This window comes from Lentilitoribacter sp. Alg239-R112 (genome assembly GCF_900537175.1).
Taxonomy (GTDB): Bacteria; Pseudomonadota; Alphaproteobacteria; order Rhizobiales; family Rhizobiaceae; genus Lentilitoribacter.
The window spans coordinates 1,470,134-1,494,974 of sequence record NZ_LS999833.1; the positions used below are offsets into that span (position 1 = coordinate 1,470,134).

At 44.5% G+C, this 24,841-nt stretch carries 25 protein-coding genes; 9 read left to right on the plus strand and 16 right to left on the minus strand.

What is annotated here, in order from left to right:
* Positions 1–8: 8 nt before the first annotated feature.
* Complete coding sequence (locus G3W54_RS07495; RefSeq protein WP_162652465.1) at positions 9–1,136, plus strand: efflux RND transporter periplasmic adaptor subunit; 1,128 nt, start codon at positions 9–11, stop codon at positions 1,134–1,136.
* Complete coding sequence (locus G3W54_RS19280) at positions 1,133–4,642, plus strand: efflux RND transporter permease subunit (RefSeq protein ID WP_162652466.1); 3,510 nt, start codon at positions 1,133–1,135, stop codon at positions 4,640–4,642. The genes G3W54_RS07495 and G3W54_RS19280 overlap by 4 nt, the downstream gene beginning before the upstream one ends.
* A 64-nt stretch (positions 4,643–4,706) precedes the next feature.
* Here G3W54_RS19280 and G3W54_RS07505 read toward each other — a convergent pair whose 3' ends face one another.
* The 9 genes from G3W54_RS07505 to G3W54_RS07545 all read right to left on the minus strand — a co-directional run bounded on the left by G3W54_RS07505 (position 4,707) and on the right by G3W54_RS07545 (position 15,481).
* Positions 4,707–5,564 carry a phosphatidylcholine/phosphatidylserine synthase gene (locus tag G3W54_RS07505; RefSeq protein ID WP_162652467.1) on the minus strand — a complete coding sequence of 286 codons (858 nt, stop codon included), beginning with the start codon at positions 5,562–5,564 and terminating at the stop codon, positions 4,707–4,709.
* A gap of 11 nt (positions 5,565–5,575) precedes the next feature.
* Positions 5,576–6,274: a phosphatidylserine decarboxylase gene (locus G3W54_RS07510; RefSeq protein ID WP_162652468.1), complete on the minus strand. Its 699-nt coding sequence runs from the start codon at positions 6,272–6,274 to the stop codon at positions 5,576–5,578.
* Positions 6,275–6,365: 91 nt separating this feature from the next.
* Complete coding sequence (locus tag G3W54_RS07515) at positions 6,366–8,252, minus strand: ABC transporter ATP-binding protein/permease (RefSeq protein ID WP_162652469.1); 1,887 nt, start codon at positions 8,250–8,252, stop codon at positions 6,366–6,368.
* Between the two features lie 16 nt (positions 8,253–8,268).
* Positions 8,269–8,616: a metalloregulator ArsR/SmtB family transcription factor gene (locus tag G3W54_RS07520; protein WP_162652470.1), complete on the minus strand. Its 348-nt coding sequence runs from the start codon at positions 8,614–8,616 to the stop codon at positions 8,269–8,271.
* Between the two features lie 67 nt (positions 8,617–8,683).
* Positions 8,684–10,645 (minus strand): LysM peptidoglycan-binding domain-containing protein, encoded by a 1,962-nt coding sequence (locus tag G3W54_RS19285; RefSeq protein WP_244627855.1) that lies wholly within the window; start codon positions 10,643–10,645, stop codon positions 8,684–8,686.
* Between the two features lie 147 nt (positions 10,646–10,792).
* Positions 10,793–12,409 (minus strand): citramalate synthase, encoded by a 1,617-nt coding sequence (cimA, locus tag G3W54_RS07530; RefSeq protein ID WP_162652471.1) that lies wholly within the window; start codon positions 12,407–12,409, stop codon positions 10,793–10,795.
* A gap of 35 nt (positions 12,410–12,444) precedes the next feature.
* Positions 12,445–13,866, minus strand: a complete 1,422-nt coding sequence (gene cysS / locus G3W54_RS07535) for a cysteine--tRNA ligase (protein ID WP_162652472.1) — start codon at positions 13,864–13,866, stop codon at positions 12,445–12,447.
* A gap of 194 nt (positions 13,867–14,060) precedes the next feature.
* Positions 14,061–14,684 (minus strand): LysE/ArgO family amino acid transporter, encoded by a 624-nt coding sequence (locus tag G3W54_RS07540; protein ID WP_162652473.1) that lies wholly within the window; start codon positions 14,682–14,684, stop codon positions 14,061–14,063.
* A gap of 2 nt (positions 14,685–14,686) precedes the next feature.
* Complete coding sequence (locus tag G3W54_RS07545; protein ID WP_162652474.1) at positions 14,687–15,481, minus strand: SOS response-associated peptidase; 795 nt, start codon at positions 15,479–15,481, stop codon at positions 14,687–14,689.
* Here G3W54_RS07545 and G3W54_RS07550 point away from each other — a divergent pair.
* The 7 genes from G3W54_RS07550 (at position 15,459) to G3W54_RS07580 (ending at position 19,954) form a co-directional block, all read left to right on the plus strand.
* Entirely contained in the window at positions 15,459–15,947 is a 489-nt protein-coding gene (locus G3W54_RS07550) for an NUDIX domain-containing protein (protein WP_244627856.1), read from the plus strand. The two genes, G3W54_RS07545 and G3W54_RS07550, sit on opposite strands and share 23 nt — an antisense overlap.
* Before the next feature lie 100 nt (positions 15,948–16,047).
* Positions 16,048–17,019 (plus strand): DUF3179 domain-containing protein, encoded by a 972-nt coding sequence (locus G3W54_RS07555; RefSeq protein WP_162652475.1) that lies wholly within the window; start codon positions 16,048–16,050, stop codon positions 17,017–17,019.
* Between the two features lie 58 nt (positions 17,020–17,077).
* A complete protein-coding gene (locus tag G3W54_RS07560; protein ID WP_162652476.1) occupies positions 17,078–17,470 on the plus strand; it encodes a TIGR02301 family protein in 393 nt (130 codons plus the stop codon).
* Positions 17,471–17,613: 143 nt separating this feature from the next.
* Positions 17,614–17,883 carry a hypothetical protein gene (locus G3W54_RS07565; protein WP_162652477.1) on the plus strand — a complete coding sequence of 90 codons (270 nt, stop codon included), beginning with the start codon at positions 17,614–17,616 and terminating at the stop codon, positions 17,881–17,883.
* Positions 17,884–17,955: 72 nt separating this feature from the next.
* Positions 17,956–18,804 (plus strand): folate-binding protein YgfZ, encoded by an 849-nt coding sequence (locus G3W54_RS07570; RefSeq protein ID WP_162652478.1) that lies wholly within the window; start codon positions 17,956–17,958, stop codon positions 18,802–18,804.
* Between the two features lie 17 nt (positions 18,805–18,821).
* Entirely contained in the window at positions 18,822–19,445 is a 624-nt protein-coding gene (locus G3W54_RS07575; RefSeq protein ID WP_162653606.1) for an HD family hydrolase, read from the plus strand.
* Positions 19,442–19,954 (plus strand): tyrosine phosphatase family protein, encoded by a 513-nt coding sequence (locus tag G3W54_RS07580; protein ID WP_162652479.1) that lies wholly within the window; start codon positions 19,442–19,444, stop codon positions 19,952–19,954. The genes G3W54_RS07575 and G3W54_RS07580 overlap by 4 nt, the downstream gene beginning before the upstream one ends.
* A gap of 39 nt (positions 19,955–19,993) precedes the next feature.
* Here G3W54_RS07580 and G3W54_RS07585 read toward each other — a convergent pair whose 3' ends face one another.
* The 7 genes from G3W54_RS07585 to G3W54_RS07615 form a co-directional block, all read right to left on the minus strand.
* Positions 19,994–20,602 (minus strand): hypothetical protein, encoded by a 609-nt coding sequence (locus G3W54_RS07585; protein ID WP_162652480.1) that lies wholly within the window; start codon positions 20,600–20,602, stop codon positions 19,994–19,996.
* A 55-nt stretch (positions 20,603–20,657) separates the two neighbouring features.
* Positions 20,658–21,404: a DNA repair protein RecO gene (gene recO, locus G3W54_RS07590; RefSeq protein ID WP_162652481.1), complete on the minus strand. Its 747-nt coding sequence runs from the start codon at positions 21,402–21,404 to the stop codon at positions 20,658–20,660.
* Between the two features lie 18 nt (positions 21,405–21,422).
* Complete coding sequence (gene era / locus G3W54_RS07595) at positions 21,423–22,343, minus strand: GTPase Era (RefSeq protein WP_162652482.1); 921 nt, start codon at positions 22,341–22,343, stop codon at positions 21,423–21,425.
* Positions 22,343–23,047 (minus strand): ribonuclease III, encoded by a 705-nt coding sequence (gene rnc / locus G3W54_RS07600; protein WP_162652483.1) that lies wholly within the window; start codon positions 23,045–23,047, stop codon positions 22,343–22,345. The genes era and rnc overlap by 1 nt, the downstream gene beginning before the upstream one ends.
* An 11-nt stretch (positions 23,048–23,058) precedes the next feature.
* Positions 23,059–23,799 carry a signal peptidase I gene (gene lepB, locus G3W54_RS07605; protein WP_162652484.1) on the minus strand — a complete coding sequence of 247 codons (741 nt, stop codon included), beginning with the start codon at positions 23,797–23,799 and terminating at the stop codon, positions 23,059–23,061.
* Positions 23,800–23,874: 75 nt separating this feature from the next.
* The gene (gene acpS, locus G3W54_RS07610) at positions 23,875–24,273 is read right to left on the minus strand and encodes a holo-ACP synthase (RefSeq protein ID WP_162652485.1); all 399 of its coding nucleotides are present in this window, start codon (positions 24,271–24,273) and stop codon (positions 23,875–23,877) included.
* A gap of 22 nt (positions 24,274–24,295) precedes the next feature.
* Complete coding sequence (locus G3W54_RS07615) at positions 24,296–24,838, minus strand: DUF2062 domain-containing protein (protein WP_162652486.1); 543 nt, start codon at positions 24,836–24,838, stop codon at positions 24,296–24,298.
* Positions 24,839–24,841: the final 3 nt, after the last annotated feature.

Genomic DNA, 24,841 nt, shown 5'->3' on the forward strand with positions numbered 1-24,841 from the left:
AGTAACTCATGGCCTTCGGCTTAAAAGGTTCACATATCGTTGCAGTACTCATTGCAGGCGGCGTAATTGGTTGGATGCTGCAAGGCGACATCATTGTCGGCGGGCAGGCAGAATCTGAAAATGCAACCCCACCACCCGCCGAACGAGCTGGCTCGGAACAGATATTACAAAAAGTTCGTTTCACGACTATTTCACCTGAAATTCGCGAACAAGTACTCTCTTTACGAGGAAGAACAGAAGCAGCTTCAATTGTTCAAGTAAGAGCGGAAACATCTGGTGTTGTTGAAGAGCGCTTCATCGAAAAAGGCGACTTCGTCAAAGAGGGCGACCTTCTCTGTCGTCTGGATGCCGGCGTACGAAAATCAGCGCTACTGCAGGCAAAAACAGGCCTTATTCAGGCCGAGTCTGATTATCTTGCACATAAGCAATTGCAAGAGCAAGGTTACAGTACAAATGCTAAATTGCTTGCCATGCAATCAGCAAAAGATGCTGCCAAAGCTCGTCTGGAACAGGCAGAAAAAGAGCTGGAAAACATCGATGTTATCGCGAAGGCTTCAGGTACAGCTCAAGACCCAATTGCCGAAATTGGGAACCTTTTAAATCCCGGTGATATCTGTGCTACAATCGTACAATCAAACCCAATGAAATTCATTGGGCAGGTATCTGAGCGTAGTGTCGCAGCCATTAAGAATGGTGATCGAGCGTTAGTTGGCCTGGTCTCTGGTGAACAGGTTTCGGGCAAAATCCGCTATATTGCGCCAACTGCAGACCAACAAACTCGAACATTTCGCGTTGAGATCGAAATTCCAAATGATCAGAATCGCATTCGTGATGGAATTACTGCAACGGCAAATATCGCACTAGCTTCTGATGAAGCCTATCAGATTAAGGCGTCATGGTTGACGCTGGCCGATAATGGTAATGTCGGCGTCAGAGTTATCGGTGATGATGACGTCGTCGATTTTGTCGAACTCAAGATCTTGGCTCAAACACCTGACACAATGTGGGTTAGTGGCTTGGCCAACGGACAACGTGTAATCACAGTCGGGCAAGAGTATGTGGCTGCGGGGCAGAAAGTCCTCGGGGTCGAAGAAACTGCAAAAAATCAGACTTCCCTTAGAGAGCAACAATCATGATTGAAGCACTTCAGGCAATAATTTCTCGCCCAAAAACAGTTCTAACGCTGATGGTCGTTTTGGTTATCGCAGGCGTTATGACGTATATAAATGTGCCAAAAGAGGCAAACCCTGACATCGATGTTCCGGTTTATTTTGTAACCGTATCACAGCAGGGTATCTCACCACGCGATGCTGAACGATTGCTTGTCCGACCGCTCGAAACACAGTTGCGCGGATTGGACGGTCTTAAAGAGATTACGACTGTTTCAAACGAAGGACTTGCATTAGCAGTCTTGGAATTTACTATTGATTCAGACAAAGACCTCGTGCTTGCGGCCATTCGAGATAAAGTTGACAAAGCAAAGGCCGAGTTCCCTGCAGAAGCCGATGAACCGAACATTGCGGAAACAAATTTTGCACTTGAACCGACAATTATTGTAACACTTTCAGGTCAAGTTCCTGAACGAACTTTAACCAGCTTTGCCAACCGCTTATCTGATGAAATTGAATCAATTTCAACAGTGCGTGAAGCGACACTAAATGGCGATCGGGACGAAGTTCTAGAGGTTATCTTAGATCTGACAAAACTTGAATCTTATAACATTACCCAAATTGAACTTATCAATGCAGTAAGTAGTAACAACCAACTTGTGCCTGCTGGATTTATCGATGATGGACAAGGTAGATTTAACGTTAAAGTTCCCGGACTTTTAGAAAATGCACAAGACGTGTACTCCATACCGATCAAACAAAATGGTGAGGGTGTCGTCACACTTGGTGATGTTGCAGAAATTCGCCCAACTTACAAAGAAGCATCGAGTTATACTCGTGTGAACGGCGAGCCTGCCATATCTATATCCGTTGTTAAGCGGATCGGTACGAACATTATTGCAAACAACGAAACAGTTCGCGAAGTCGTAAACGAATTTACGAAGGATTGGCCTCAGACAATTAAAGTCAGTTTTTTGATCGATCAGTCAAGTTTCATTTTTGAGGTTCTGGGTTCACTACAATCATCTATCATGACGGCAATTGTTCTCGTGATGATCTGCGTTGTGTGGGCGTTAGGTATTCGCTCCGGACTTCTCGTCGGTCTGGCTATCCCAGGCTCATTCATGGTCGCATTCCTGATCGTTGGCTCACTGGGCATGACCGTGAATATGATGGTGATGTTCGGTATGGTGATCACCGTTGGTATGCTTGTTGATGGTGCCATTGTGGTGACCGAATATGCCGATCGGAAGATAACCGAGGGCATGGAAGCCGGCGAAGCCTACAAGCGTTCTGCACGATTGATGTTTTGGCCGGTGGTATCATCTACGGCTACGACACTTGCAGCGTTCCTGCCGCTTCTTCTATGGCCAGGCGTACCCGGCGAGTTCATGAGCTATCTGCCGCGTATGGTTATTATTGTACTGTCAGCTTCTTTACTTACAGCACTCGTATTCCTGCCTGTAACAGGGACTTTGTTCGCTAAGGTTTCCGTGCTCATCGCAAAGTTTGCAAAGTATATTGTATCCCTGCTGGCTGCAGGACTCGTCGGCGCAGGATTGTGGCTATCCCCTAATCTCAACGAATTTCCAGTCGAAATGAAGGCTGGCGTGGTAGCTGTTGCTGCAATTTTTGTTGCCGTATTCTCTGCATTCATTTTCACATTGGTATCAGGTCGTAAACGCGATGAAGAGGTTATCGATGGAAATGCTCGAATGTTATCTGCGGAAGCTGAACTCGATATCAAAAAGCTTACGGGCTTTACAGGAGTGTACTCTCGTTTTCTAAGTATGTTCATTGGTAACATTTTTGGAAATATCGTCGTTCTTGTTGCCGTTATAGCAATGACTGTATTTTCCTTTTCCTATTTTGGAGCAAATAACAAAGGTGTTGAATTCTTCGTGGATGAAGAGCCTGATGTCGCTATCGTATTGGTTTCAGTGCGTGGCAACAGATCAGCTGCAGAAATTCGTGATCTTGTGACCGAGGTCGATGAACGTATTCTGGCAATTCCGGGTATTGAAAATTCAGTTATGAATGCCAGTGCGGGCTCAGGCGGTGCAGACAATCCAATTGGTGGCGTTCAAGATAAACCCGCTGATACCGTGGGTGAAATTACGATCGAACTTGCTGACTTCTGTTGCAGACGTGTAGCTGCTGATATTTTTGATGATATCCGTCAACAGACGGCCAACATTGCCGGTATCCGCGTCGAGGTAAAGAAAATCGAAGGTGGGCCGCCCACCGGTAAAGATGTCCGTTTGGAGATCAAATCCACCAATTACGAAACAATGATAGCAACTGTTTCTAAAGTCCGTCAGCATTTTGACAGCCTTGAATTACTTGCGGACCAGGAAGATGGTCGCCCTTTGCCTGGTATCGAATGGCAACTTGATGTTGATCGTGTGCAAGCGGGCAGATATCAAACCTCAATTACCGAAGTCGGGTCAATGGTACAACTCGTGACCAACGGCGTGATGATCGGTAAATACCGTCCTGATAATTCGCAAGACGAGGTTGAAATACGAGTTCGGCTGCCAAAAGATCAGCGAACACTCGATCAGTTTGACCAAATTAGAATAAATACTCCAAACGGTCAGGTGCCTGTTTCAAACTTTGTAACTCGTGAACCAGTCGCAAAAGTCTCGTCAATTGTCCGTAGAGATGGCCTCTACGCAATGGATATTAAGGCGAGCCTAGCAACTGGTGCCCAATTTGATGGCCGAGATGCGACGCCAGATGATGCAGTTGGCGTTATTCAAGAGTGGCTTGATACTCAAGAATGGCCGGATAGTGTCTTTATAAAGTTCCGTGGTGCGGATGAAGAGCAGAAGGAATCTGAAACATTCCTTGCTAACGCTGCGATGGGTGCATTGTTTATGATGTTCATCATCCTTCTGACCCAGTTTAACTCATTCTACCAGACAATTATTACGCTTTCGACAGTGATTTTGGCTGTCTCAGGTGTATTGATCGGTATGGTGTTAACGGGGCAGAAATTCTCGATCATCATGACAGGTACGGGCGTAATTGCGCTCGCCGGTATTGTGGTGAACAATGCGATTGTTTTGATCGATACGTTCAACCGTATGAGAGAAGATGGTGTGACCGATATTCGTCAGGCCGTTATTAAGACAGCCGCACAACGTTTGCGCCCTATCCTACTGACAACTGGAACAACCATTTTGGGCCTTATTCCAATGGCGCTTCAGATCAACTTTAACTTCTTTACGCAAACGACGTCAGTGGGAGGCATCACTTCAATCTGGTGGGTACAGCTCTCAACCGCTATTATCTCAGGACTTGCTTACTCAACGGTTTTAACTCTTGTGATGATACCCACTCTTCTAGCTTTGCCAAACAACATAATGGGCACAGCTGCGTGGCTCCGTTTTGACATTAAATCGATTTTTAGAAGAAAGAAGAAGGATACGCTGGGTGACGATGAGATTACCGATCAAGACGAGATCGATAACAACAAAGGTCCAGCGAATGAGAATAATCAAGAAACGGTTCGTGAGGCTGCCGAGTAGCTCCAAGCGAAACTAAACTCCAGTCAACTCAGGCGGCATTGATTAAAATTCAATGCCGCTTTTTTTACTTCTTCTTTTTAGGAGATCTTCGTTGATCCAACGATGCATCTTCATCCAGTTGCGGCGAGCGCGCTCCATATCTTTTAGACCAAACATAAGCACCAAATGGTAATGAGAGCAAATAAGCCAGCGTTGTTAGTGTCAGCGTCTGCCAAGTAAAGCTGGCAAGAAGCCAAACATATAAAACAGCAACCAGAATGATCGGCAAAAATCGATCACGACGGATACTTTGCCCCATATCCTTACCAGAAAACACAGGAACACGACTAATAAGCAAAAAGGCAATGACCATAGTATAAAGCGAAGCAATAACAGCAAAGGTCATGCTGGCTTCAATACCCAGAAATCCTAAATAGAGCGGTAGCAGTACAAGCAGCGCCCCCAGCGGCGCGGGAACACCTAAAAAGAAAGCATCCTCCCAAACTTGTCGCTCCTCTCGCTCAAGCATCACATTAAAACGAGCCAAGCGTAACACATTTGAAATTGCGTAAAGCAGGGCCGCAACCCAGCCAATTGATGGCGCAATATGCAATAGATAGGCGTGTAGAACTAGCGCCGGTACAACGCCAAAATTAATGGCATCTGCCAATGAATCCAGCTGGGCGCCAAAATTAGTTTGGGCCTTTAGTAAACGCGCGGCGCGACCATCGAGTCCGTCGAGAAATGCCGCGACAAGCACCATCATAACGGCCATTTCAAAGCGCCCCTCATAGGCAAGGCGAACACCTGTTAAGCCTGCGCATATTGCAAGTACTGTAATCACATTTGGGATTAATAGACGACGTGGAATCTCACGTAAACGAGGACCTCTATCCGAGTTATCGCCACCATTCACATCTTCAGACGAATTTGTAGGCTCCATAAATTCTCCTATTAGTCACGCCTGCTAGAAACGGGGGCACCTTTGGTACCAAACTCAGCAAGAACAGTTTCCCCAGCAATGGCTGATTGACCAATTGAGACAAGTGGTCTTGCGTCCAGCGGTAGGAATACATCCAACCTGGAACCAAAACGAATAAGTCCAAATCGTTCACCTGCATTCAAATGATCATTTTCCTTAGACCAACACATGATCCGCCTCGCAACCAATCCTGCGATCTGAACAACGCCGATTTCTCCATGATCTGTCTTGATAACCATACCGTTACGCTCGTTCTCCGAACTGGCTTTATCTAACTCAGCATTCAAGAAGCTGCCAGCTTTATAGCTTATAGAACGAATTTCACCCGTCATCGGTGCTCGGTTCACATGGCAATTAAATATATTCATGAAAACTGAGATACGCCACATCTCGTCATCGCCAAGCTCTAGTTCGGAAGGTGGAATCATTTTCATAACCGACGATACACGTCCGTCCGCTGGGCTGATTGCCCAATCTTTTTCAATAGGGGTTACCCGTTCAGGGTCACGAAAAAAATATGCACACCAAGCGGTCAGAACCATACCAACCCAAAAAAGCGGCGAGAACAACCACCCAAGAACGACCGATATTCCGAAGAATAGGCCGATAAATTTATAACCTTCTGGATGAATTGGCACAAAGGAATTGCGTATACTATCAACGATGCTCATTTTGACCTTCAAAATTATTAAGTTACGCTATTGCTAACGGCAAATTTGCGCCGATGCAATTGAGAAGCAACTTCGCAGAACAAAATTCAGCTTATTCTGAAACAGGATCGGTCTTTTTTCGCTTTATGATGCCAAGTTCATCGCTTTCGTGCACCCGTTTGAGGTTCTCTTCCGCCTCTGTAGCTTCGCGCTGACGATCCCACATAGATGCGTACAATCCATTTTGGCTTAATAAATTTGAATGTTTGCCACGTTCGGCTATCAAACCATCCTTTAGAACGATAATCTCATCAGAGTTGATCACAGTAGAAAGTCTATGCGCGATGACCAACGTTGTTCGCCCTTTGGACACAAAATCTAGCGATGCCTGAATTTCCTGTTCCGTCGCCGTATCAAGCGCAGATGTCGCCTCATCAAGAATGAGAATTGGTGGTGCCTTCAAGATCGTACGTGCAATTGCGACACGTTGTTTTTCTCCGCCTGAGAGTTTTAATCCACGCTCACCGACCATAGATTTGTAACCATCTGGCAGCGATTTTATGAAACTGCCGATTTGAGCCATTTCTGCGGCTTCCGCCACTTCTTCTTTTGATGCGCTTACGCGTCCATAGGCGATATTATATTCAATCGTGTCATTAAAAAGCACCGTATCTTGCGGCACCATCCCTATAACTTTACGCAAACTTTTTTGTTTCACATCACAAACATTCTGGCCATCAATGCTAACAGTTCCCTTCTGCACATCATAAAATCTAAATAGAAGGCGCGAAAGCGTGGATTTCCCGGCACCAGAGGGCCCAACAATCGCGACGGTCTTTCCTGCAGGCACATCAAAGGAAATACCTTTTAGTATGGGACGATTTTGATCATAGGCAAAATGAACATCCGAAAATCTGATCGCCCCATCCTTGATATCCAAATCAAAAGCATCAGCTGAATCCTTGATTTCTGCCTCGACATCCAAAAGATCAAACATCTGCTCAATATCGGTAAGGGCTTGCCGAATTTCGCGATACACAAACCCAATAAAATTTAAGGGTATGGATAACTGCATCAGCATCACATTAATCAACACAAAGTCTCCAATAGAATGCTGACCTTGCCCCACGGCTATTGCAGACATGACCATCATAATAGTCATGCCAATGCCAAATATGGTTCCCTGCCCCATATTCAACCATCCAAGCGACGTCCAAACCTGCGTGGCAGATTTCTCATAATCTTTCATAGAAACATCAAACCGCTTGGCTTCCATGTCCTCATTGCCAAAATATTTAACCGTTTCAAAGTTTAAGAGGGAATCAATCGCTTTTGTGTTGGCTTCTGTATCAGAATGATTCATGTCTTTGCGTATTTGAATACGCCAATCACTGGCCCTGACTGTAAACCAGATGTAGAGCCAAATCGTAAGCGCTGCGACCGTGACATAAGACAACCCATAGGCAAAAAGGAAGATAACTGCAGTGAGCGCAAACTCCAAAACTGTCGGAGCTAAATTCAAAATGGTGAACCGAACCAGCGTCTCAATGCCTTTGGTGCCACGTTCAATGATACGAGACAGACCTCCGGTTCTGCGTTCCAGATGAAACCGTAACGAAAGCTGGTGCATGTGGATGAAAGTTTTAAAAGCCAACTGGCGCACGGCATATTGCCCGACGCGAGCAAATAAGGCGTCTCGCAACTGATTAAAACCCCATTGGACAAGGCGCGCAGTATTATAAGCAATCACAAGCATAACTGGCGCCAACAGCATCTCTGGCAAATAGCTCGAATCAAGTTGGCCATTGAGTGCGTCAGTCGCCCATTTAAAAAAGAATGGAACAGAAAGCAGTATTAGTTTTGAAATGAGCAAAAAGCCCATAGCTAAAGCTACACGCCGCTTCAAATCAGGGCGCTCAGATGGCCACATGTAAGGCCAGAGATTTTTCAAAGACTGATATGGATTTCCACTCTCAGCCGAAACTGTTTTCTCACTCATTCAGTGTATTACCTATCTACTTTTTGGTAACGTTTTTATCGGACGAAGGCATGATTTCACAGTTGCAACACTCATCGAACATGACGTTTAAACTGTCTGACAATTTTGCAAATTCTTCCCGGTTTATTTCATACCAAGACGATTGTTGTCGGGTTTGATATGTTACCAGACCAGCATTCAGAAGCGTCTTCAGATGTTGGGAAACTGTAGATTGTGCCAAATCAACACGTTCCACTAAGTTTTTCACACAACACGCATTTTCATGCACCAGATGACGAACAATTTTAAGCCGCACTGGATGAGCCAACGCAGAAAGGCGTTTTGCATCATTTTCGAATTTGCATGAAGTGTTTTTAGTATTCATCGTTCATCGTCGATACACGATGAACGATTGCGCGTCAAGTAACACATGAAAGCTATTCCATGCTTAATTAATTTCCCTGAAGCCTCTTTTGGTGCAACTCTTCCGCGTTTTCTAAAGCTTCTTCTGGAACCATAAATATTTGGCCAGGTGCAATTTTATCCGGGTTTTGAATTTGCTCTTGGTTTGCCAGGTAAATTGTCGTGTACCGAACGCCGGCACCATAAGTACGGCGCGCAATCTGCCATAAAGTGTCCCCCTTACGAATAATAACTGATTGAGAGGCAGCAGGCGTTAACGTATCCTGTACAATAGTTTGCGGCTCATCCTTCGTCATAGTATCAGAACTAGCCATAGCTGTTTCAGACTTTACCTTCACATTAGCTGCGTCATTTTTCATAGTTACTTCAGAACCCTCATCAGCGGTTTTCATACTTTCATCTGCATTGCCTTGCTTTGAATCAAGCGCATTTTCAGAACTACTTATGACGGGTCTATCCTGTTTATTCGTACCCTCAGATTTTTGGCTATCTGCAGCATTGCTAGCCATCTCTGTTTTCATCTTTGGTTTTTCGCCTGCGTTCGCTGCATTTTGCTCGCTATCTGAAGCTGCAACAGCTGCTGCTGACTGCGCCTCTGGACGGTTGAACGGAACAACGGCTTGAAGTACAATCTCTTTTGTAGATTTATTTTCCAGTGCAGCAGCGATCATATGTTGACCAACGCTTAGTTCTTGCCGGGTTTCAATTAGAAAACGCCCCTCCCCGTTGACATCAACAGCTCCAACTTCAGTGCCATCAACAAGAATACGAACCCTATTACCTTTAGTCGCAACACCTGCAACAAACAGCCTGTCACCCTCAACCTCAACAGCTTCAATTCGGACGACAAAGTTATTTTTCTGCTGGGATACTGTATTTTTTGGAGTTTCAGAGACGGTATTTTCTTCAGCATTTTTTGAAACTACTTCTACAGCGTCTTTGGCAGTATTATCGACATCTTTAACGGCTTCTTTCACCACTGCAACGACAGTTTCAGCAGCATCAGTGGCGTTCTCCATCACCTCATCTTTAGCCATCTCCACCACTTTTGCAGCGGCGGCATCCTCAGTAGGAGCAGACGTTTCACTACTCACATCTGGTTCATTAGCGGCAACCAGGTCTTTACTCTCTTCCGATTTCTCCATCACCTTTTCCGCAGTTGTTTCCAACTCAGAAGTCGCTGCATTTTCGATGTTTTTATCCAATGTTGGCTCAGAAACTGCCGTCTCAACGCTCTCGCTCTCGGACGCAGAGACTGTCGGCACTTCTTTTTCCGCTTCTATGGTTTTTTCAGCAGTTATTGTATTTGCAGCAACTTCAACTTTCTCAGATTCTTTTTCAGCTCCATCATTAGCGACCTGTAAAGGCGCTTCTGGTTGAGCAAGAATTCGGCTCGCCTTCCCTGGTTTTGTTATCATAGCTAAGAGTTGACCACTGGCTTCTTCTGGCACGCTTACCACCGCAGTTTCTTCAGAAACCAAAGCATTACCATCTTCGTCTTCCACTTTCAGAGTAAGTTGATAGTCACCTGAATCTAGAGGTTGATCAAAAATGACGGCAAAGTCTCCAGTTGAACCTATTTTAACTTCATTGAGAACTTCGTCACCGTTCATAACTTTTAAAGTCGTATTTGGTTCACCCTTACCAGCTATAACAGTTGAACCGTCTGGCTCAACTCGCAAAACATCAAATGTCGGCATCTTCCAATTCTTGATTGGCTCGTCTGGAGCAGCATCGACAGTTTCCGCCTGGGAGCTTTCGCCGGCTTCATTACTTTCCGCGTCATCACCTACCTCTGGCTTCTCATCCTTACTATCAATTTCAGAAACAGCAGAGGTTTCCTCCTTTGCCGTTTGTGAGGTCGTTGGATCATTAGCAACCTGAATAACTTGATCTTCTGGAGTGGAGTTCTCTAAGTAAACATAGGCCCCAATTCCGCCGACAACTATAATTCCCGCTAAAGTCGCCAAGATAGCCTTAATATCAAGCATTCAATTCTCCATACACCGAAATAACTGCCATAATTGTTAGCCACTTTATCATGGTGACACAAGCTTGGGCATGGATACATCCACCCAGCACCGCATTTAGTATATAAATACGGCGGACTAGCAATAATTTGACTAAATATTTAGCCTTTATTCCGCCGCAACAAGCCCTGCGAGCTTGCGATTCTTCATAAGTTTAAAAACCACCGAATCCATTAGCGCCTGAAATGAAGCATCAATAATATTCTCTGATACTCCGACAGTTGACCACCGCTGGCCTGAACTGTCACGTGATTCGATTAAAACCCGCGTTGTCGCGGCGGTACCGCCATTTAGAATACGAACTTTATAATCAACAAGTTCCAAATCAGATATCTCGGCTTGATATTTGCCCAAATCTTTCCGCAAAGCATTATCAAGCGCATTTACTGGCCCATGACCTTCGGCAACGGACATGGCACTATGTCCATCGATCTCTGCCTTAACAACAGCTTCCGATATTGTTTTAAGCTGGCCTTGCGCGTCAAATCTGCGCTCGACCATCACACGGAAACTATCAACTCGAAAATAAGTCGGAACCGAGCCTAATGTCCGAAGTGCCAGAAGTTCAAATGACGCATCCGCCCCTTCATATGCGTAACCGACAGCTTCGCGGTCTTTGAGAAGTGATATTAATGTATCAAGTCGAGGATCGTCTTTGTCAACTTCAATTCCGCGACGCGTAAGTGCATCGATAAAGTTAGACTTTCCACCCTGATCTGAAACCATTACCTTGCGCGAGTTTCCAACACTTTCCGGCACAATATGTTCATAGGTTTTTGGATCTTTTAAAAGTGCAGACGCATGGATACCGGCCTTTGTGGCAAAGGCCGAAGACCCGACATAGGGCGATTGCGCTTCCGGCGGACGATTAAGAAGTTCATCAAACGCACGCGATGTTTGCGTAATGTTTTTGAGTTTGTCTTCTGCAATGGCGAGTTCAAATCGAGATGCATAAAATGGCTTAAGCAATATTGTCGGTATAATCGTTGTTAGATTGGCATTACCACAACGCTCTCCAATCCCGTTTAATGTTCCTTGTATCTGACATGCACCGGCCTCAATTGCAGCCAATGAATTGGCAACGGCTTGACCGGTGTCATTATGCGCGTGAATGCCGATATTTTCACCCGGAATACCGGAATCAACCAGCTTTTTCACGATAGTCAAAATTTCGTGCGGTAATGTTCCACCATTTGTGTCACAAAGAACAACCCACCGCGCACCTGCATCATAGGCTGTTTTAGCACATGAAATTGCATATTTCGGGTTCGCCTTATAACCATCAAAAAAGTGTTCGCAATCAACAAGGGGCTCCTTGCCAACAGCTACGGTTGCTCGCACAGAATCTGAAATTGTTTCCAGATTTTCTTCATTTGTGCAACCGAGCGCTATTTCGACATGATAGTCCCAGCTTTTTGCAACAAAACAAACCGCTGAACCTCCAGCCTGAAGAAGCGCATTAAGACCGGGATCATTCGATGTTGAAACCCCAGCGCGCTTAGTCATGCCAAACGCTGTAAAAGTTGCATGTTCCGTTCGTGTTTTAGAAAAGAAGTTGGTATCAGTCGGATTAGCTCCAGGATACCCACCTTCTACATAATCAACACCAAGATTATCCAATAAACCAGCAATATGAATTTTATCATCTAGTGAGAAATCAATCCCCGGCGTTTGCTGACCATCGCGTAGGGTTGTATCAAATATGTATATACGTCGTTTACTCATAAGATTGCTCTAGCATTCACAGATTAAATTCAAGATTACCGCTTAACTTCCCAATTGGTAATTCGTTCACCACTATCGGGGTCTTTTCCGTCTTTAAGCAAAACACCCAGTTCGCCGAGTTCATCACGAATTTGATCAGCTTTTGCCCAATTTTTTTCTTTAAGGCAGCCTAAACGGCTCGACACAAGTTCATCGATTTTTGCTACATCTAAATCAGATGTTTCTGCACTTTTGGGAAGAAGCCCCAACAGAGCTGCACTTGCAGCAAATTCTTGCGCAGCGGCTTCACTTGAACCAGCATTCATGGCTAATTTTTGAATAGCTTGAACAGCAGTGACTGTATTCAAATCATCACTTAATGCATCCATAACTTGAGATGAGACTTTACCGTCTTTTAGTTCAACAATTGGCCACTTCTTCCAAATAGCTTCAGCCTCTTCAAGCCGCTTAATCGAGAAATCAATTGGTTCACGATAATGCGTCATCAACATTGCAAGTTTTAAAACCTGCCCTGCCCATTTTCGACCACCAAACTTGTTCGTATTTAACAACTCGCTGATAGTGATGAAGTTCCCTTCAGATTTCGACATCTTTCTACCTTCGAGTTGTAGAAATCCGTTATGCATCCAATAGCGTGCCATATGATCGGTTTCATGAGCGCAGCAAGATTGAGCAATTTCATTTTCATGATGCGGGAAGATAAGATCAAGACCACCACCATGGATATCAAATACTTCTCCAAGGTAGGCCTTTGCCATGACAGAACATTCAATGTGCCAACCAGGTCGCCCTTTAATTTTCTGCGTTTCACCATTTGCAGTATAGTCCGCATCCCAACCAGGGGCAGTCGCCGATGATTCCTTCCACAGAACAAAATCACCTGCGTTTTTCTTATGGTTTTCAACAGCAACGCGAGCACCTGCCATTTGCTCGTCCAACTTACGGTTTGAGAGTTTGCCATATGTGGGCATTGCTTCTGTATCGAACAGAACCTCACGTCCTTGATCACCTTTAGCGATATAGGCAAACCCCTTATCAATCAAGTTCTGCGCCATCGTCGCCATATCATCCACAAATTGCGTGGCCCGCGGTTCGTGATCAGGTGCCAAGCATTCAAGCGCACCAATATCAGCATGATACTGCGCAATGGTCTTCTCCGTTACGTGGGAGATCGCTTCATTTAATGGAAGGTCGGGATAATCACGCAACGCGCGCGCATTTATTTTATCATCAACATCGGTAATATTTCGCACAAATGTAACGTGAGAAGCACCATAAACTTCGCGAAGAAATCTGTTTAGAATATCAAAAACGATAACTGGTCGCGCATTTCCAATATGAGCAAAATCATAAACTGTTGGGCCACAAACATAGACACCAATATTCTCGGTATCGATTGGTTCAAAAACCGATTTTTCACGTTTTAAGGTGTTGTAGAGCATTATCTCGGTGGTCATTTATATCCCTCAAACAGCAAAGTTCATCGTCCGGCTGGTCCGGCGCTTTATGTCGTTGAGTGATAGACGAAAACGGCCAAACCAGCTGTGAGCTAGTTTATAATAATTCCGCAAGTGCAAATAAGTGGCTGTCGCTGCTTCGTTTTCATAAGCTCTTTATGCCGTGCTGATAGATTTCGGTCAAGGTTTTATCTCTAACCATTTAAAAATTGTAATAGCAAACTGATCGCTAATCCAAACATGACAATCGCAATCAAACCATCGAGTACCCGCCAGCTGTTTGGTTTCTCGAAAAAAGGTACGAGAAGTCGAGCACCATAACCAAGCGAGAAAAACCAGCCAAAGGATGCCATCATCGCACCCACAGTAAATGCAATTTTCAAGCCTCCATCGTATGAAGCTGAAAGTCCGCCAATCAGAATAAATGTATCGAGATATACGTGAGGATTAAGAAAGGTAAACGCAAGGCACGTCAGAACTGCAGCACGTAAGCTTAATCCATTTTCCTTTAAGCTTTCCATCGATTGAGGTAAAAATACCCGTTTAACAGCCATCATTCCATAGACGAATAGGAATGTAGCGCCTGCAAGCGTAATTATCGTGATCAACCCAGGCAATCGCTCAATCAAAAGTCCTAAACCTGTCACACCCATTGATATCAGAAGCGCATCTGACGCTGCGCAGATCAAACAAATTACAAATACATTTTTTTGCAACAAGCCCTGCCGCAACACAAAGGCATTTTGGGCGCCAATTGCAATAATCAAAGATGCGCCAAGAATAAAGCCCGACACAAATGGAGAGAGATATATCGTCATAGTTAAAATAAATCCATTTGGCCTGAGTTCGGTTTTTCAGCTTTTACTTTCGGCTTTTTTGCTGGTTCCAGGGTGTTCGCGAAAGCGATCTGCTCATCGGTCAAAGGCGTTTGAATGTCAGGCCCCATATTAGCAACTTTGTTGACAGCATCAGACACCGCAATCACTTCAAAGAAGTTGTCATCGGCAGGTTTCATAAGATCAGCGACATGACGCGGTTCTTGCGATTTACAGTCAAGCCAACGACCAAAATCTTCCTGATCAATCACAACAGGCATGCGGTGATGAACCGGAGATAAAGTGTTGTTCGCTGCTGTTGTTAAAACGGCAGCCGTATCCACTTCTGACCCATCGGGCGATGACCAAGTCTCCATCAAACCAGCAAATGCAACAATTTTCTGTTTTTTGGGCTTCACCCAGTAAGCTTGTGATTTTTCCTTTGAGCCTTTTGGTGGACGTTTCCACTCATAAAACCCAGAGGCCGGAATAAGCACACGCCTATGACGCATTGCCGCCTTAAATGAGGCTTTGCCATTTGCAGTCTCACTTCGTGCATTTATCAAAAGCGGGAAGTTCTTGGGATCTTTTACCCATGTTGGTGTAAATCCCCAGCGAACCAGCAGAGCACGCCTTTGCGGCAAATTAGATCCATCGCCAGCCACCGGACCATCAATGATCACCATAATTGGTTGAGTTGGTGCAATATTATACCGCTCTGGAAATTTTTCTATTTCCAATACAGCAAAAAATTCCGATAGCTCTTCAGGAGAAGCAATGAGAGAGAAACGACCACACATGGCGAATTCATTGCAGGTCGCCTATTGTCTGGTCAAGCAGAATCAAAAGGTCGGAGAAATTATGCAAGAGAACATGCGACCATCTCTGCAGGTTGTTTCAGCAATCGTGCAAGATGGTGATAGTTATTTGCTCGTAAAGCGTATGAACCCGCCATCTAAAGGCATGTATGCGTTTCCAGGTGGTCGCGTTGAAGTTGGTGAAAGTCTGATGCATGCAGTATTGCGCGAGCTTCTTGAGGAAACGGGACTTGTTGGAATCGATGCTCAATTCTATGCAGAATACGACCTAACGCGTGAGGGTGGCAGCTTTGCACTAACTGTTTTCAAAGTTAGCGTGAGTGATGTTTCAGGCGCTTACGCTCAAGACGATGCAGAAGAATTGGGATGGTATAAACTTCCAGACACTGCATCTCTAGAGATGCCACCGAGCATGATCGATTGCTTTGCAAAGCTCGCTAAAGATTAGAGAGTCTCCAGATTGAGACAGGCCTCAAGACATTGTGAACAAACTTGCTTGGCATGGAACTCTAAATTGGGGCATATTTTGCCCAAAAGGAGAAGTACTCATGAAACACTTTGTTTTATCTGCGCTATTAAGTTTTACTGTTTTGATCTCGCAAGCATATGCAAATCCGGATATTTGGAAGATTGAAGGTTGGGGCAATACTGACTTCTCCAAATCATCAATAGATTTCAAAGAGGTGCTTTCTGGTGGACCGCCCAAAGATGGCATTCCGTCCATTGATCGTCCAGAATTCCGCACAGCCGCAGGGATTGAAGGTCTTGAGGAACATGAACCAGTTTTAAGTTTGACGGTAAACGGCCAAACGAAAGCCTACCCCGTTCGAATATTGACATGGCACGAAATCGTAAATGACGTGATCGGCGGTGTTCCTGTTGCAATCACCTACTGCCCTTTGTGCAATGCATCTGTTGTATTTGAACGCACAATTGATGGTGACGTCACAGAATTCGGCGTAAGCGGTAAACTTCGGCATTCTGATATGATTATGTATGATCGGAAAACAGATAGCTGGTGGCAACAATTCACGGGCGAAGCAATTGTAGGCTCTCGCCTTGGTACAAAACTGAAAATCCTTCCATCGCGCACAGAATCTTGGAGCAGGTTTGTTGAACGCCACCCTGAAGCAGATGTTCTGGTTCCAAATAACATACACCTTAGGCAATACGGCTCAAACCCGTATGTGAGATATGATACCTCTAACCGACCTTTCCTTTTCAGAGGTGAGTTTCCTGAGGGTATCGCACCACTGGCGTATGTTGTATCTGTAAAAGATGGCGACAAGCCCTTTGTTGTCTCTTTACAAAAACTTCGTGATGAGAAAACACTCACCAGAGAAGGCATAACCCTGATATGGACAGATGGCACTCGATCAGCACTCGACGCACGGCAAATTTCAGAAGGTCGACAGATAGGAAATGTTATCGCTAAACGTGGTGATGAAGACATCCCCTATGACCTGACATTTGCATTTGTAACACACGCGTTTATGCCGGATGTCCCAATAGAACAATGAACTTCTAAGTTTCAATCTCATAGTTTAAACATTCTGCAAACTGGTCTATAGCCTTCTTATGAATTGTTTAAACCGAATCTCAAAAGTTGCTACTGTTGGGCTAATCATCTGGCCCAGCTTATTCGCGCCGACTATTGGTCAAGAAAAGCCTCCCTATGAAGACCGTCTTCACCGGGTAGCTGAACTTGCAGGATCAATGCATTATCTTAGCAATTTATGCAAAACATCCCAAAACAACTCATTTCGGCTGCGCATGCAGGAAATTATTGACGCTGAAACCGCATCAGAGCCTGCACGCCGCAAACAACTGATTGCAAAATACAATATGGGTTATCGGGCATTTTCATCGGTTTATACCATATGCACCGATGCAGCTCGCCTGATTGAAGGTAATTATCGCAAAGAAGGTCAGAAACTTATCAATGAGCTCTTAACGCGCTATTCGAACTAAAATGCAACAAAATCAATAAATTTTGTTAACAAGCCAATAGAATACAAAAAATTTTAATTAAATCTTAACGTCAAGACTCATGTTTTTTTAGTTATTTGCATTTTCAGCTGGCGCTTTATTTTCATTGATAGTATCAATCTTGCATGAATGATCAATTTGAACATCAGCTCGACGAATTAGAAGATCTAATCGTACAAGAAAAAATGCAGGCCGCCCTGCAACATCAACATGATGTTTGGGCCAATTGCGTAGCTGAAGGTATTGAACAAGAAATTCTGATAGATGCGACACTTGCCATGGCAATTCGCGAAGCTATTCGCCTTCAGGGTGAAGATGCAACCGAGGCCATGCTTAATGAAGTTCGCGATCGCATCATCACTGGTGAATTTTCCCCAGAAAGAATTCTACAATAGGCCTTTCACGAGACTTGTTATTGGCGTCTCAAACTCCTAATTAGATAGTGTATTTTAGTTCGGGAGATGGCCTTGCCACATCAATATTTGCGACATAGATCACTCATTCGGCTTCATGGTGAGGACACAACGTCCTTTTTGCAAAACTTAGTCACAGCAAATATCGAAAACCTTGATAGAAACTCCGTTACGCCATGTGCATTGCTAACACCCCAAGGCAAAATTGCATTTGATTTTCTAATTGGCACAACAGGGCCCAACAATTTCCTCATCGATATTAGAGAAGATTTGGTAGAAACATTTAAAAAGAGAATTCAGCTTTATAAATTACGAGCAGATGTTTTTGTTGAGGATCCTAATGAATATCAAGTTTCGGTAATATGGTCAGAAGACGTTGAGAACATATCGGGGCTGAAAGATCTACGTTTTCCTGACGAAGCTGATGTCTATAGATTATATGAGCCCACATCGCTTGAGAGTGTCGAAGGAAGTTTTGATGAACAACGCGTCCGATATGGCGTTGCTGAGTCCGGTTCAGACTTTGAGCTAAATGACATATTTCCACACGACATCTATTACGATTTAAACAATGCCATCGACTTTAAAAAAGGGTGTTATGTGGGGCAAGAAGTTATCTCGCGCATGCAGCATCGCGGCTCCGCCAGAAAGCGGGTTTGTGTCGTATCCGCCGATAATGAACTACAAAATGGTGAGCAAAACATAACGACCGCTGGAAAAACCATAGGCCAACTCGGCACAGTCATAAACACCAATGGACTGGGAATTATAAGAGTAGATCGCCTTTTGTCAGCTCAGGAATCGAATGAAGATATCCTTGTTGGCAATACCAAAGTGCTCGTCAGTTTTCCTAAGTGGGTGGGTGATCGTTATATTCCAGTAAAAGTGGAACCAGTAATTTGAGTACAGCAGGCGGTAATATGCCACGGGTCTGGCAACGTATGCTATCTGGCAGGCGGCTTGATCTATTAGACCCCTCACCGCTCGATGTTGAAATTCAAGACATCATTCATGGACTAGCGCGCGTTGCAAGATGGAATGGTCAAACTAACGGACCATATGCATTTTCTGTTGCGCAACATTCGCTCGTAGTGGAACAAATCTTTACCATCATATCCAACCCTACACCTGATGAGCAACTCATTGCGTTACTGCATGATGGGCCAGAATATGTTGTTGGTGATATGATTTCGCCGTTCAAGGCCGTCATAGGCGATAATTATAAGTCGATTGAAAAACGGCTTGAGGCTGCAATTCACCTTCGGTATGGCTTAACGCCGGACATTTCGCCAGAACTGAAAAAGAAAATCAAAAAAGCCGATCAAATTTCGGCATATTTCGAAGCTGTTCTACTTGCAGGTTTTTCAGACAAAGAAGCCAGGTCATTCTTTGGGCAACCCAAAAACATAACAAAAGATCAGCTTCTCATAGAACCTTTGCCAATTGATGAGGTTGAAACCCTATTCAAAGCTAGGTTTGAGAAAATTGATTCTGAACGTAATGTGATAAACAATACAGCGTCGACAAAGAAAGAATCGCGATGAGCTACATTGTTGTATGTCCACTTGAAAATATCGCAGATGTAGCCGAACAGCATCAATGCAAACGAATGATAAGCCTCATGAGCCCAAGTCATGAGTTTGAACGACCAGCACAGATTTCACCAGAATGCCATTTGCACGTCGGTATGAACGATATCAACTTTGATACCGCAGGCCTGATCTCACCTGATGAAGCCCACGTTGCAAGCGTAATAGAGTTTGCGCAGAACTGGGATCAGAAAAACCCGCTTCTCATCCATTGCTGGTTTGGCGTATCCAGATCACCAGCTGCTGCTCTTTTATCCTCTATGGCAGTTAAGCCAGAACAAAATGATCACGAACTTGCAAATCGGCTTCGTGAGGCATCACCAAGCGCCACTCCCAATAGACGGATCATTGAAATTGGTGACAAGCTTCTTGATCGCGGCGGAAAACTCTCACAAGCGGTCAATTCCATTGGTCGAGGTCGCGAAGCAAGCCAAGGTAATCCGTTCATATTGCCCCTCGACTAGCTCCAATCTTGTTATTCAAACCAACTCACGCTTAACGGTTTAGAGCTTTGTAGCCTCGGCAGTTGTCTCCGCTTTTTCAACATAGTGGCCAATCTGTCTTATGAGTTTTTCAATCCCTGCGGCCGAAAACTCAAATAATTGCGGCGTACCACCCAATATATGAACGATACGAATGTTGTTTCGTTCAACATCTTTAGCATTAAAAAGCACGGCAATTTCACCCATCGGCGCATTAGGTTCCGTAACGCGCCCAACGAGTTTATGATGCTCACCATAATCCTCAAGACTCACCACATCAGCGTTCTGCGTATCGTTGAGTAACTTCATAAGCTGCTCGACTTCCACAAGCGACATCATAAGTGCATGACCACCACCAGGTTCGCCATTCTGTTGTGGTTCAATAATCGAAAGCATTGCTGTTACGCCATCAGAAGTGGGTGTCACAGTGACGACCGTAAAACCAACTTTGTCTTTACCCAACACTTTGACCTGAACAGGATCCCCCATGATCGCACCAAAGGGCGTTATGACGAATTGCTTGTCTGGATCAAACTCACTCGAATTCGGATCAAACTCCTGCGCATATACTGACGGTGTAGCTAACCAAATAAACATCATTATACTAATGCGCATCAAGGTATTAAGCATAATATTCCCTCCTGAATATCGACATATTCAATTATTTTTATGAATCAGTCAAAACTTAAATACCTTCATCGTCTTTATCCATTTTCCGAATAAGAGCCTGAATAAAACTCTCTCGAGAAATAGGTGGTTCAACACCGCGGGGTGTATAGATATGCCGATCAAAGAAAAAGTTGGTCATTGCAAATGCTGAGATAAGACTAGTCTGCGTCGCAGCCATCCTCTTCTCCGTATGCAAAAATTCAGGATAAAGGAAGAGCTTGTCCTTCCAAGGCTCACCCGCCTGAGCAGAAACGGCCCGGCCCGATTTTGGAGAAATATAGGACAGCTCCGATTTCGTACCAGTTGCCGCGCATGCCTCAAGATCCAACCCAAAACCCAGTTCATTTAGTACGGTCAATTCAAAACGAACAAAAAGCTCCCCTGCATCAGCCGGCGCTTCTAAATTATCAATAATAACTTCAAGAATTTCGTATAGATTTTCATGCGGGTCTCGCTCAGGAAGGAAGCGCAAAATTGCAGCCAGAGCCTGAATTCCGTTTACACCAATTGCATTTTCCATAAGTTGCGCCGCACGCATTTTTACAGGCTCGATCTGAAAACTGCCAAGATGCTCATCCAAACGAGCGCGCCAAACTATATCGACTGAATTACCTGTTTGTAACACAGGTTGCATACGACGCGAACGCCCACCCCTAACCAAACCAAGGTGACGGCCATGATTACGCGTCATGACCTCAACAATTGCGCTGGTTTCGGCGTGTTTGCGAACGCCTAGTATGATTCCTTCGTCAACCCATTCCATAATAGGTAGATTGACTGACTATTCGTGGAAATCAAGCCCCATCTCGCGATAACGCTCAGGGTCATGTATCCAATTTTCACGAACCTTCACAAATAGAATAAGGTGAACTTTTTGTTCAAGAATTTCCGCGAACTCTAGTCTTGCAGCCTTGCCGATAGCTTTAATTGTTTCGCCTTTTTTGCCAATAACAATCTTCTTCTGACTATCTCGTTCGACATAGATCACCTGCTCAATTCGAACAGATCCATCTTTTCTATCTTCCCACGTTTCCGTTTCCACATGGGATGAATATGGAAGCTCTTGATGCAAGCGGTGATAAATTTTTTCGCGTGTTATTTCCGCAGCGAGCTGGCGCATTGGCAGATCAGATATTTGATCTTCCGGATAATACCAAGGACCATCCGGCAACTTATCATTAAGAGCCTTGAGTATCTTTTCGCATCCCAAACCTTGCGACGCAGAAATCATGAAGGTTTCATCAAAACCAACCACATCATTTGCTTCTTGCGCAAGTTTAAGTAGCTTTTCCGGCTTCACCTGATCAATTTTATTTATGACGAGCCATTTTGGTTGCTTTACATCCTTTAGGTTTTCCAGAATGTTTTTGGCATCGCCAACAAAGCCCTTCTGTGCATCCACCATAAACAGAATAATATCCGCATCGCGAGCCCCACCCCACGCGCTAGAAACCATCGCACGATCAAGACGTCGCTTTGGCTTAAAAATTCCCGGTGTATCAACAAAAACGATCTGAGATTTATCATAGATGGCAATTCCGCGGACGATAGCACGTGTGGTCTGCACCTTATGAGATATTATCGAAACCTTGGCGCCGACGAATTGGTTAACCAGTGTTGATTTACCGGCATTCGGAGCTCCGATTAGTGCAACAAAACCAGATTTAGTTTTCACATTATTGCTTTGTTCATTCGCTGTCATTACTTGTCACCTTCGGACCATATACCTTCACGCAACAAGAATGCCGCCGCGGCTGATTGTTCTGCGCTGCGCTTTGAGCCGCTTTTGCCTGTAATTGACGCTAACTCACCAATCGTGACCTCAACCTCAAATTCAGGTGCATGGTCTGGCCCGCTGCGTTTCAAAACTTTATAAACAGGCGGCTTCTTAAATTGCGCATGCGACCACTCCTGAAGCTCTGTCTTCGCATCCCTGCGAATAGCAACTTCCGCTAATGCCCGCGATGTCCAAAACTTCAAAATAAATGCGCGTGCAGCTTCCAAACCACCATCAAGGTAAATAGCCGCAATCAATGATTCCATCACATCGGCGCGAACGTTTAACATTGTAGATGCTTTAATGTTCTTAACATCAGAACCGGTCAAGATATAGTTATGTATTGCAATATCATCGGCAACACTTGCGCATGCTTCCGCGCTGACGAGATTATTTAACCGAACCGATAGTTCACCTTCTGCAGCCTCGTTAAATCGCCCAAACAACAACTCAGCAATACAAAGCCCTAGAATTCTATCACCTAGGAATTCTAACCGTTCATAATTTCCTGCCTTTGGATCGCGAGCGCTTGAGTGCGTTAACGCACGATCTAGCCTCCCCTTGTCAGAAAACTGGTAATCAATGACGCCTTCAAGTTCAGCAAGTGAAGCCTGTCGACTAGAATTCATCGCAGGGGCCATCATGGGGCGAGCGATGTAAAAATCCGTTCAAGGCGCACGGATGTTGGCCATTTCCAAAATTCAAGCGGAGATGCTCCGCCTTTCATTGAGAAGAAAATAACTTGCGCCTTACCAACCAGATTCTCAAATGGAACAAACCCTACAGCAAAACGGCTATCTGATGAGTTATCGCGGTTGTCGCCCATTAGAAAATAGTGCCCTTGAGGAACAAGGAATTCTCGCGTGTCATCACCTGGCGAAATTGGACTCAAATCAAGAGTTTTATAGGTCACGCCGTTTGGTAATGTTTCGGTGTATATCGGTACACCATCACCATCCGACTCACTCGGATTATAAGTGCCTGACAATTCGCGTTTCACGGGCGTTCCATTAATGTGTAATACGCCCTCTTTAACCTGCACTTTATCACCCGGCAACCCAACAAGGCGCTTAATATAGTCAGTACCCAAATCATGATTAGGTCTGAAAACAATAATATCACCACGCTCTGGTTCACTACCTAAAATTCTACCATCAAATAAATCAGGCGAAAATGGCAGGGAATATTTTGAATAACCGTAGGAAAATTTAGATACAAAAAGATAGTCGCCAACAAGTAACGTGTTTTCCATAGAGCTGGACGGAATGCTGAACGGCTGAAACAAAATTGTTCTAATAAAAACTGCAAGTAATACAGCTTGAAAAAGTACTTTTATATTTTCAGACAGCGAACTGCCTTTATCTTCTGCTTTATCAGCCACGTAATTCATTCCTTATTATCATATCTGGAGTTTCTCTACAGGCAAGCGCGCTCAACAGCAAGCTTGTTGGTGTTTTCAGCGCTTGATAGCCTCAATAATTACAAAAGCCTGCGCCCAAGGAAAATCATCCGTAATAGTCAGGTGGATATTTGCATCATGATCGTCTGGCAGCATTTTGTTAACTTGCACCAATGCGCCCCCTGTCAGCTTCATTGTTGGCTTGCCACTGATTAAATTGACAACTCCCATGTCTCGCCAGAAGACACCATGCGAAATTCCTGTCCCTAAAGCTTTAGCGCACGCTTCTTTTGCCGCAAATCGCTTCGCATATGATGCGGCTCGATTTTTCCTTCGATCAGACTTTGTCTTTTCTATATCAGTAAAACAGCGTTCCGTGAATTTTTCACCGTATCGTTCGAGGGTTCTCTCAATTCGGCGAATATCAGTCATATCGCTACCTAAGCCGATAATCATCTTGCTTGCTTTCGTAAATTTATCAATTTCGGCTCGCCAACAACTTCCGCCTATTTTGAAAAACAGAAACCCCCCAATAGGTTACAATATAGAAGATAATCGCACAGAAAATTCCTGGCGGAATAGCTCCTATAGCCATCGGTTTTAAGAGCGGCTCCCAAAGTTGGCTAAAATCACCATGTCGAAAGTGTTGAAACAAATTTATATTATGATCCCCAGAGTGAAAACGATCACCTAAGATAAATTTTCCCAATTTATGAGTGCCACCCCAGATAAATGGAAATGTAATTGGGTTTCCAAAACCCGTCCCAATGGCGGATGCAACTAAGTTGCCCGCAAGTAGAAATGCCAAAACAGCAGCAATAACGAAATGAAACCCAAGAAAAGGTGTCCATGACGCAAAAACTCCAGCCGCAACACCCGCTGCAATAGCATGTGGTGAAGCAGTGAGACGGATTACACGCTTAACAAAATACTGGATAGATCGTGCAAAAGAACGGCGCGGCCAAAGCGCGGTGCGAATACGCGTCCAACGTCCCTCTGGTTCCCTACGCCTAAACAGCATTAT

Bases quoted from the DNA above. Each gene is read 5' to 3' on its own strand.
- G3W54_RS07545 (WP_162652474.1), bottom strand. From the start codon at position 15,481: ATGTGTGGTCGTTTCTCTCTCATTGCTTCTCCTGAAGAGCTATCGGAA.
- G3W54_RS07580 (WP_162652479.1), top strand. From the start codon at position 19,442: ATGAGCTACATTGTTGTATGTCCACTTGAAAATATCGCAGATGTAGCC.
- G3W54_RS07505 (WP_162652467.1), bottom strand. From the start codon at position 5,564: ATGGAGCCTACAAATTCGTCTGAAGATGTGAATGGTGGCGATAACTCG.
- recO (WP_162652481.1), bottom strand. From the start codon at position 21,404: ATGGAATGGGTTGACGAAGGAATCATACTAGGCGTTCGCAAACACGCC.
- G3W54_RS19285 (WP_244627855.1), bottom strand. From the start codon at position 10,645: ATGCTTGATATTAAGGCTATCTTGGCGACTTTAGCGGGAATTATAGTT.
- rnc (WP_162652483.1), bottom strand. From the start codon at position 23,047: ATGAATTCTAGTCGACAGGCTTCACTTGCTGAACTTGAAGGCGTCATT.
- G3W54_RS07550 (WP_244627856.1), top strand. From the start codon at position 15,459: ATGAGAGAGAAACGACCACACATGGCGAATTCATTGCAGGTCGCCTAT.
- G3W54_RS07515 (WP_162652469.1), bottom strand. From the start codon at position 8,252: ATGAGTGAGAAAACAGTTTCGGCTGAGAGTGGAAATCCATATCAGTCT.
- G3W54_RS07510 (WP_162652468.1), bottom strand. From the start codon at position 6,274: ATGAGCATCGTTGATAGTATACGCAATTCCTTTGTGCCAATTCATCCA.
- cimA (WP_162652471.1), bottom strand. From the start codon at position 12,409: ATGAGTAAACGACGTATATACATATTTGATACAACCCTACGCGATGGT.
- G3W54_RS07540 (WP_162652473.1), bottom strand. From the start codon at position 14,684: ATGACGATATATCTCTCTCCATTTGTGTCGGGCTTTATTCTTGGCGCA.
- G3W54_RS07615 (WP_162652486.1), bottom strand. From the start codon at position 24,838: ATGCTGTTTAGGCGTAGGGAACCAGAGGGACGTTGGACGCGTATTCGC.
- G3W54_RS19280 (WP_162652466.1), top strand. From the start codon at position 1,133: ATGATTGAAGCACTTCAGGCAATAATTTCTCGCCCAAAAACAGTTCTA.
- G3W54_RS07520 (WP_162652470.1), bottom strand. From the start codon at position 8,616: ATGAATACTAAAAACACTTCATGCAAATTCGAAAATGATGCAAAACGC.
- G3W54_RS07555 (WP_162652475.1), top strand. From the start codon at position 16,048: ATGAAACACTTTGTTTTATCTGCGCTATTAAGTTTTACTGTTTTGATC.
- G3W54_RS07575 (WP_162653606.1), top strand. From the start codon at position 18,822: ATGCCACGGGTCTGGCAACGTATGCTATCTGGCAGGCGGCTTGATCTA.
- G3W54_RS07585 (WP_162652480.1), bottom strand. From the start codon at position 20,602: ATGCTTAATACCTTGATGCGCATTAGTATAATGATGTTTATTTGGTTA.
- G3W54_RS07560 (WP_162652476.1), top strand. From the start codon at position 17,078: ATGAATTGTTTAAACCGAATCTCAAAAGTTGCTACTGTTGGGCTAATC.
- era (WP_162652482.1), bottom strand. From the start codon at position 22,343: ATGACAGCGAATGAACAAAGCAATAATGTGAAAACTAAATCTGGTTTT.
- G3W54_RS07565 (WP_162652477.1), top strand. From the start codon at position 17,614: ATGAATGATCAATTTGAACATCAGCTCGACGAATTAGAAGATCTAATC.
- cysS (WP_162652472.1), bottom strand. From the start codon at position 13,866: ATGACCACCGAGATAATGCTCTACAACACCTTAAAACGTGAAAAATCG.
- acpS (WP_162652485.1), bottom strand. From the start codon at position 24,273: ATGATTATCGGCTTAGGTAGCGATATGACTGATATTCGCCGAATTGAG.
- G3W54_RS07495 (WP_162652465.1), top strand. From the start codon at position 9: ATGGCCTTCGGCTTAAAAGGTTCACATATCGTTGCAGTACTCATTGCA.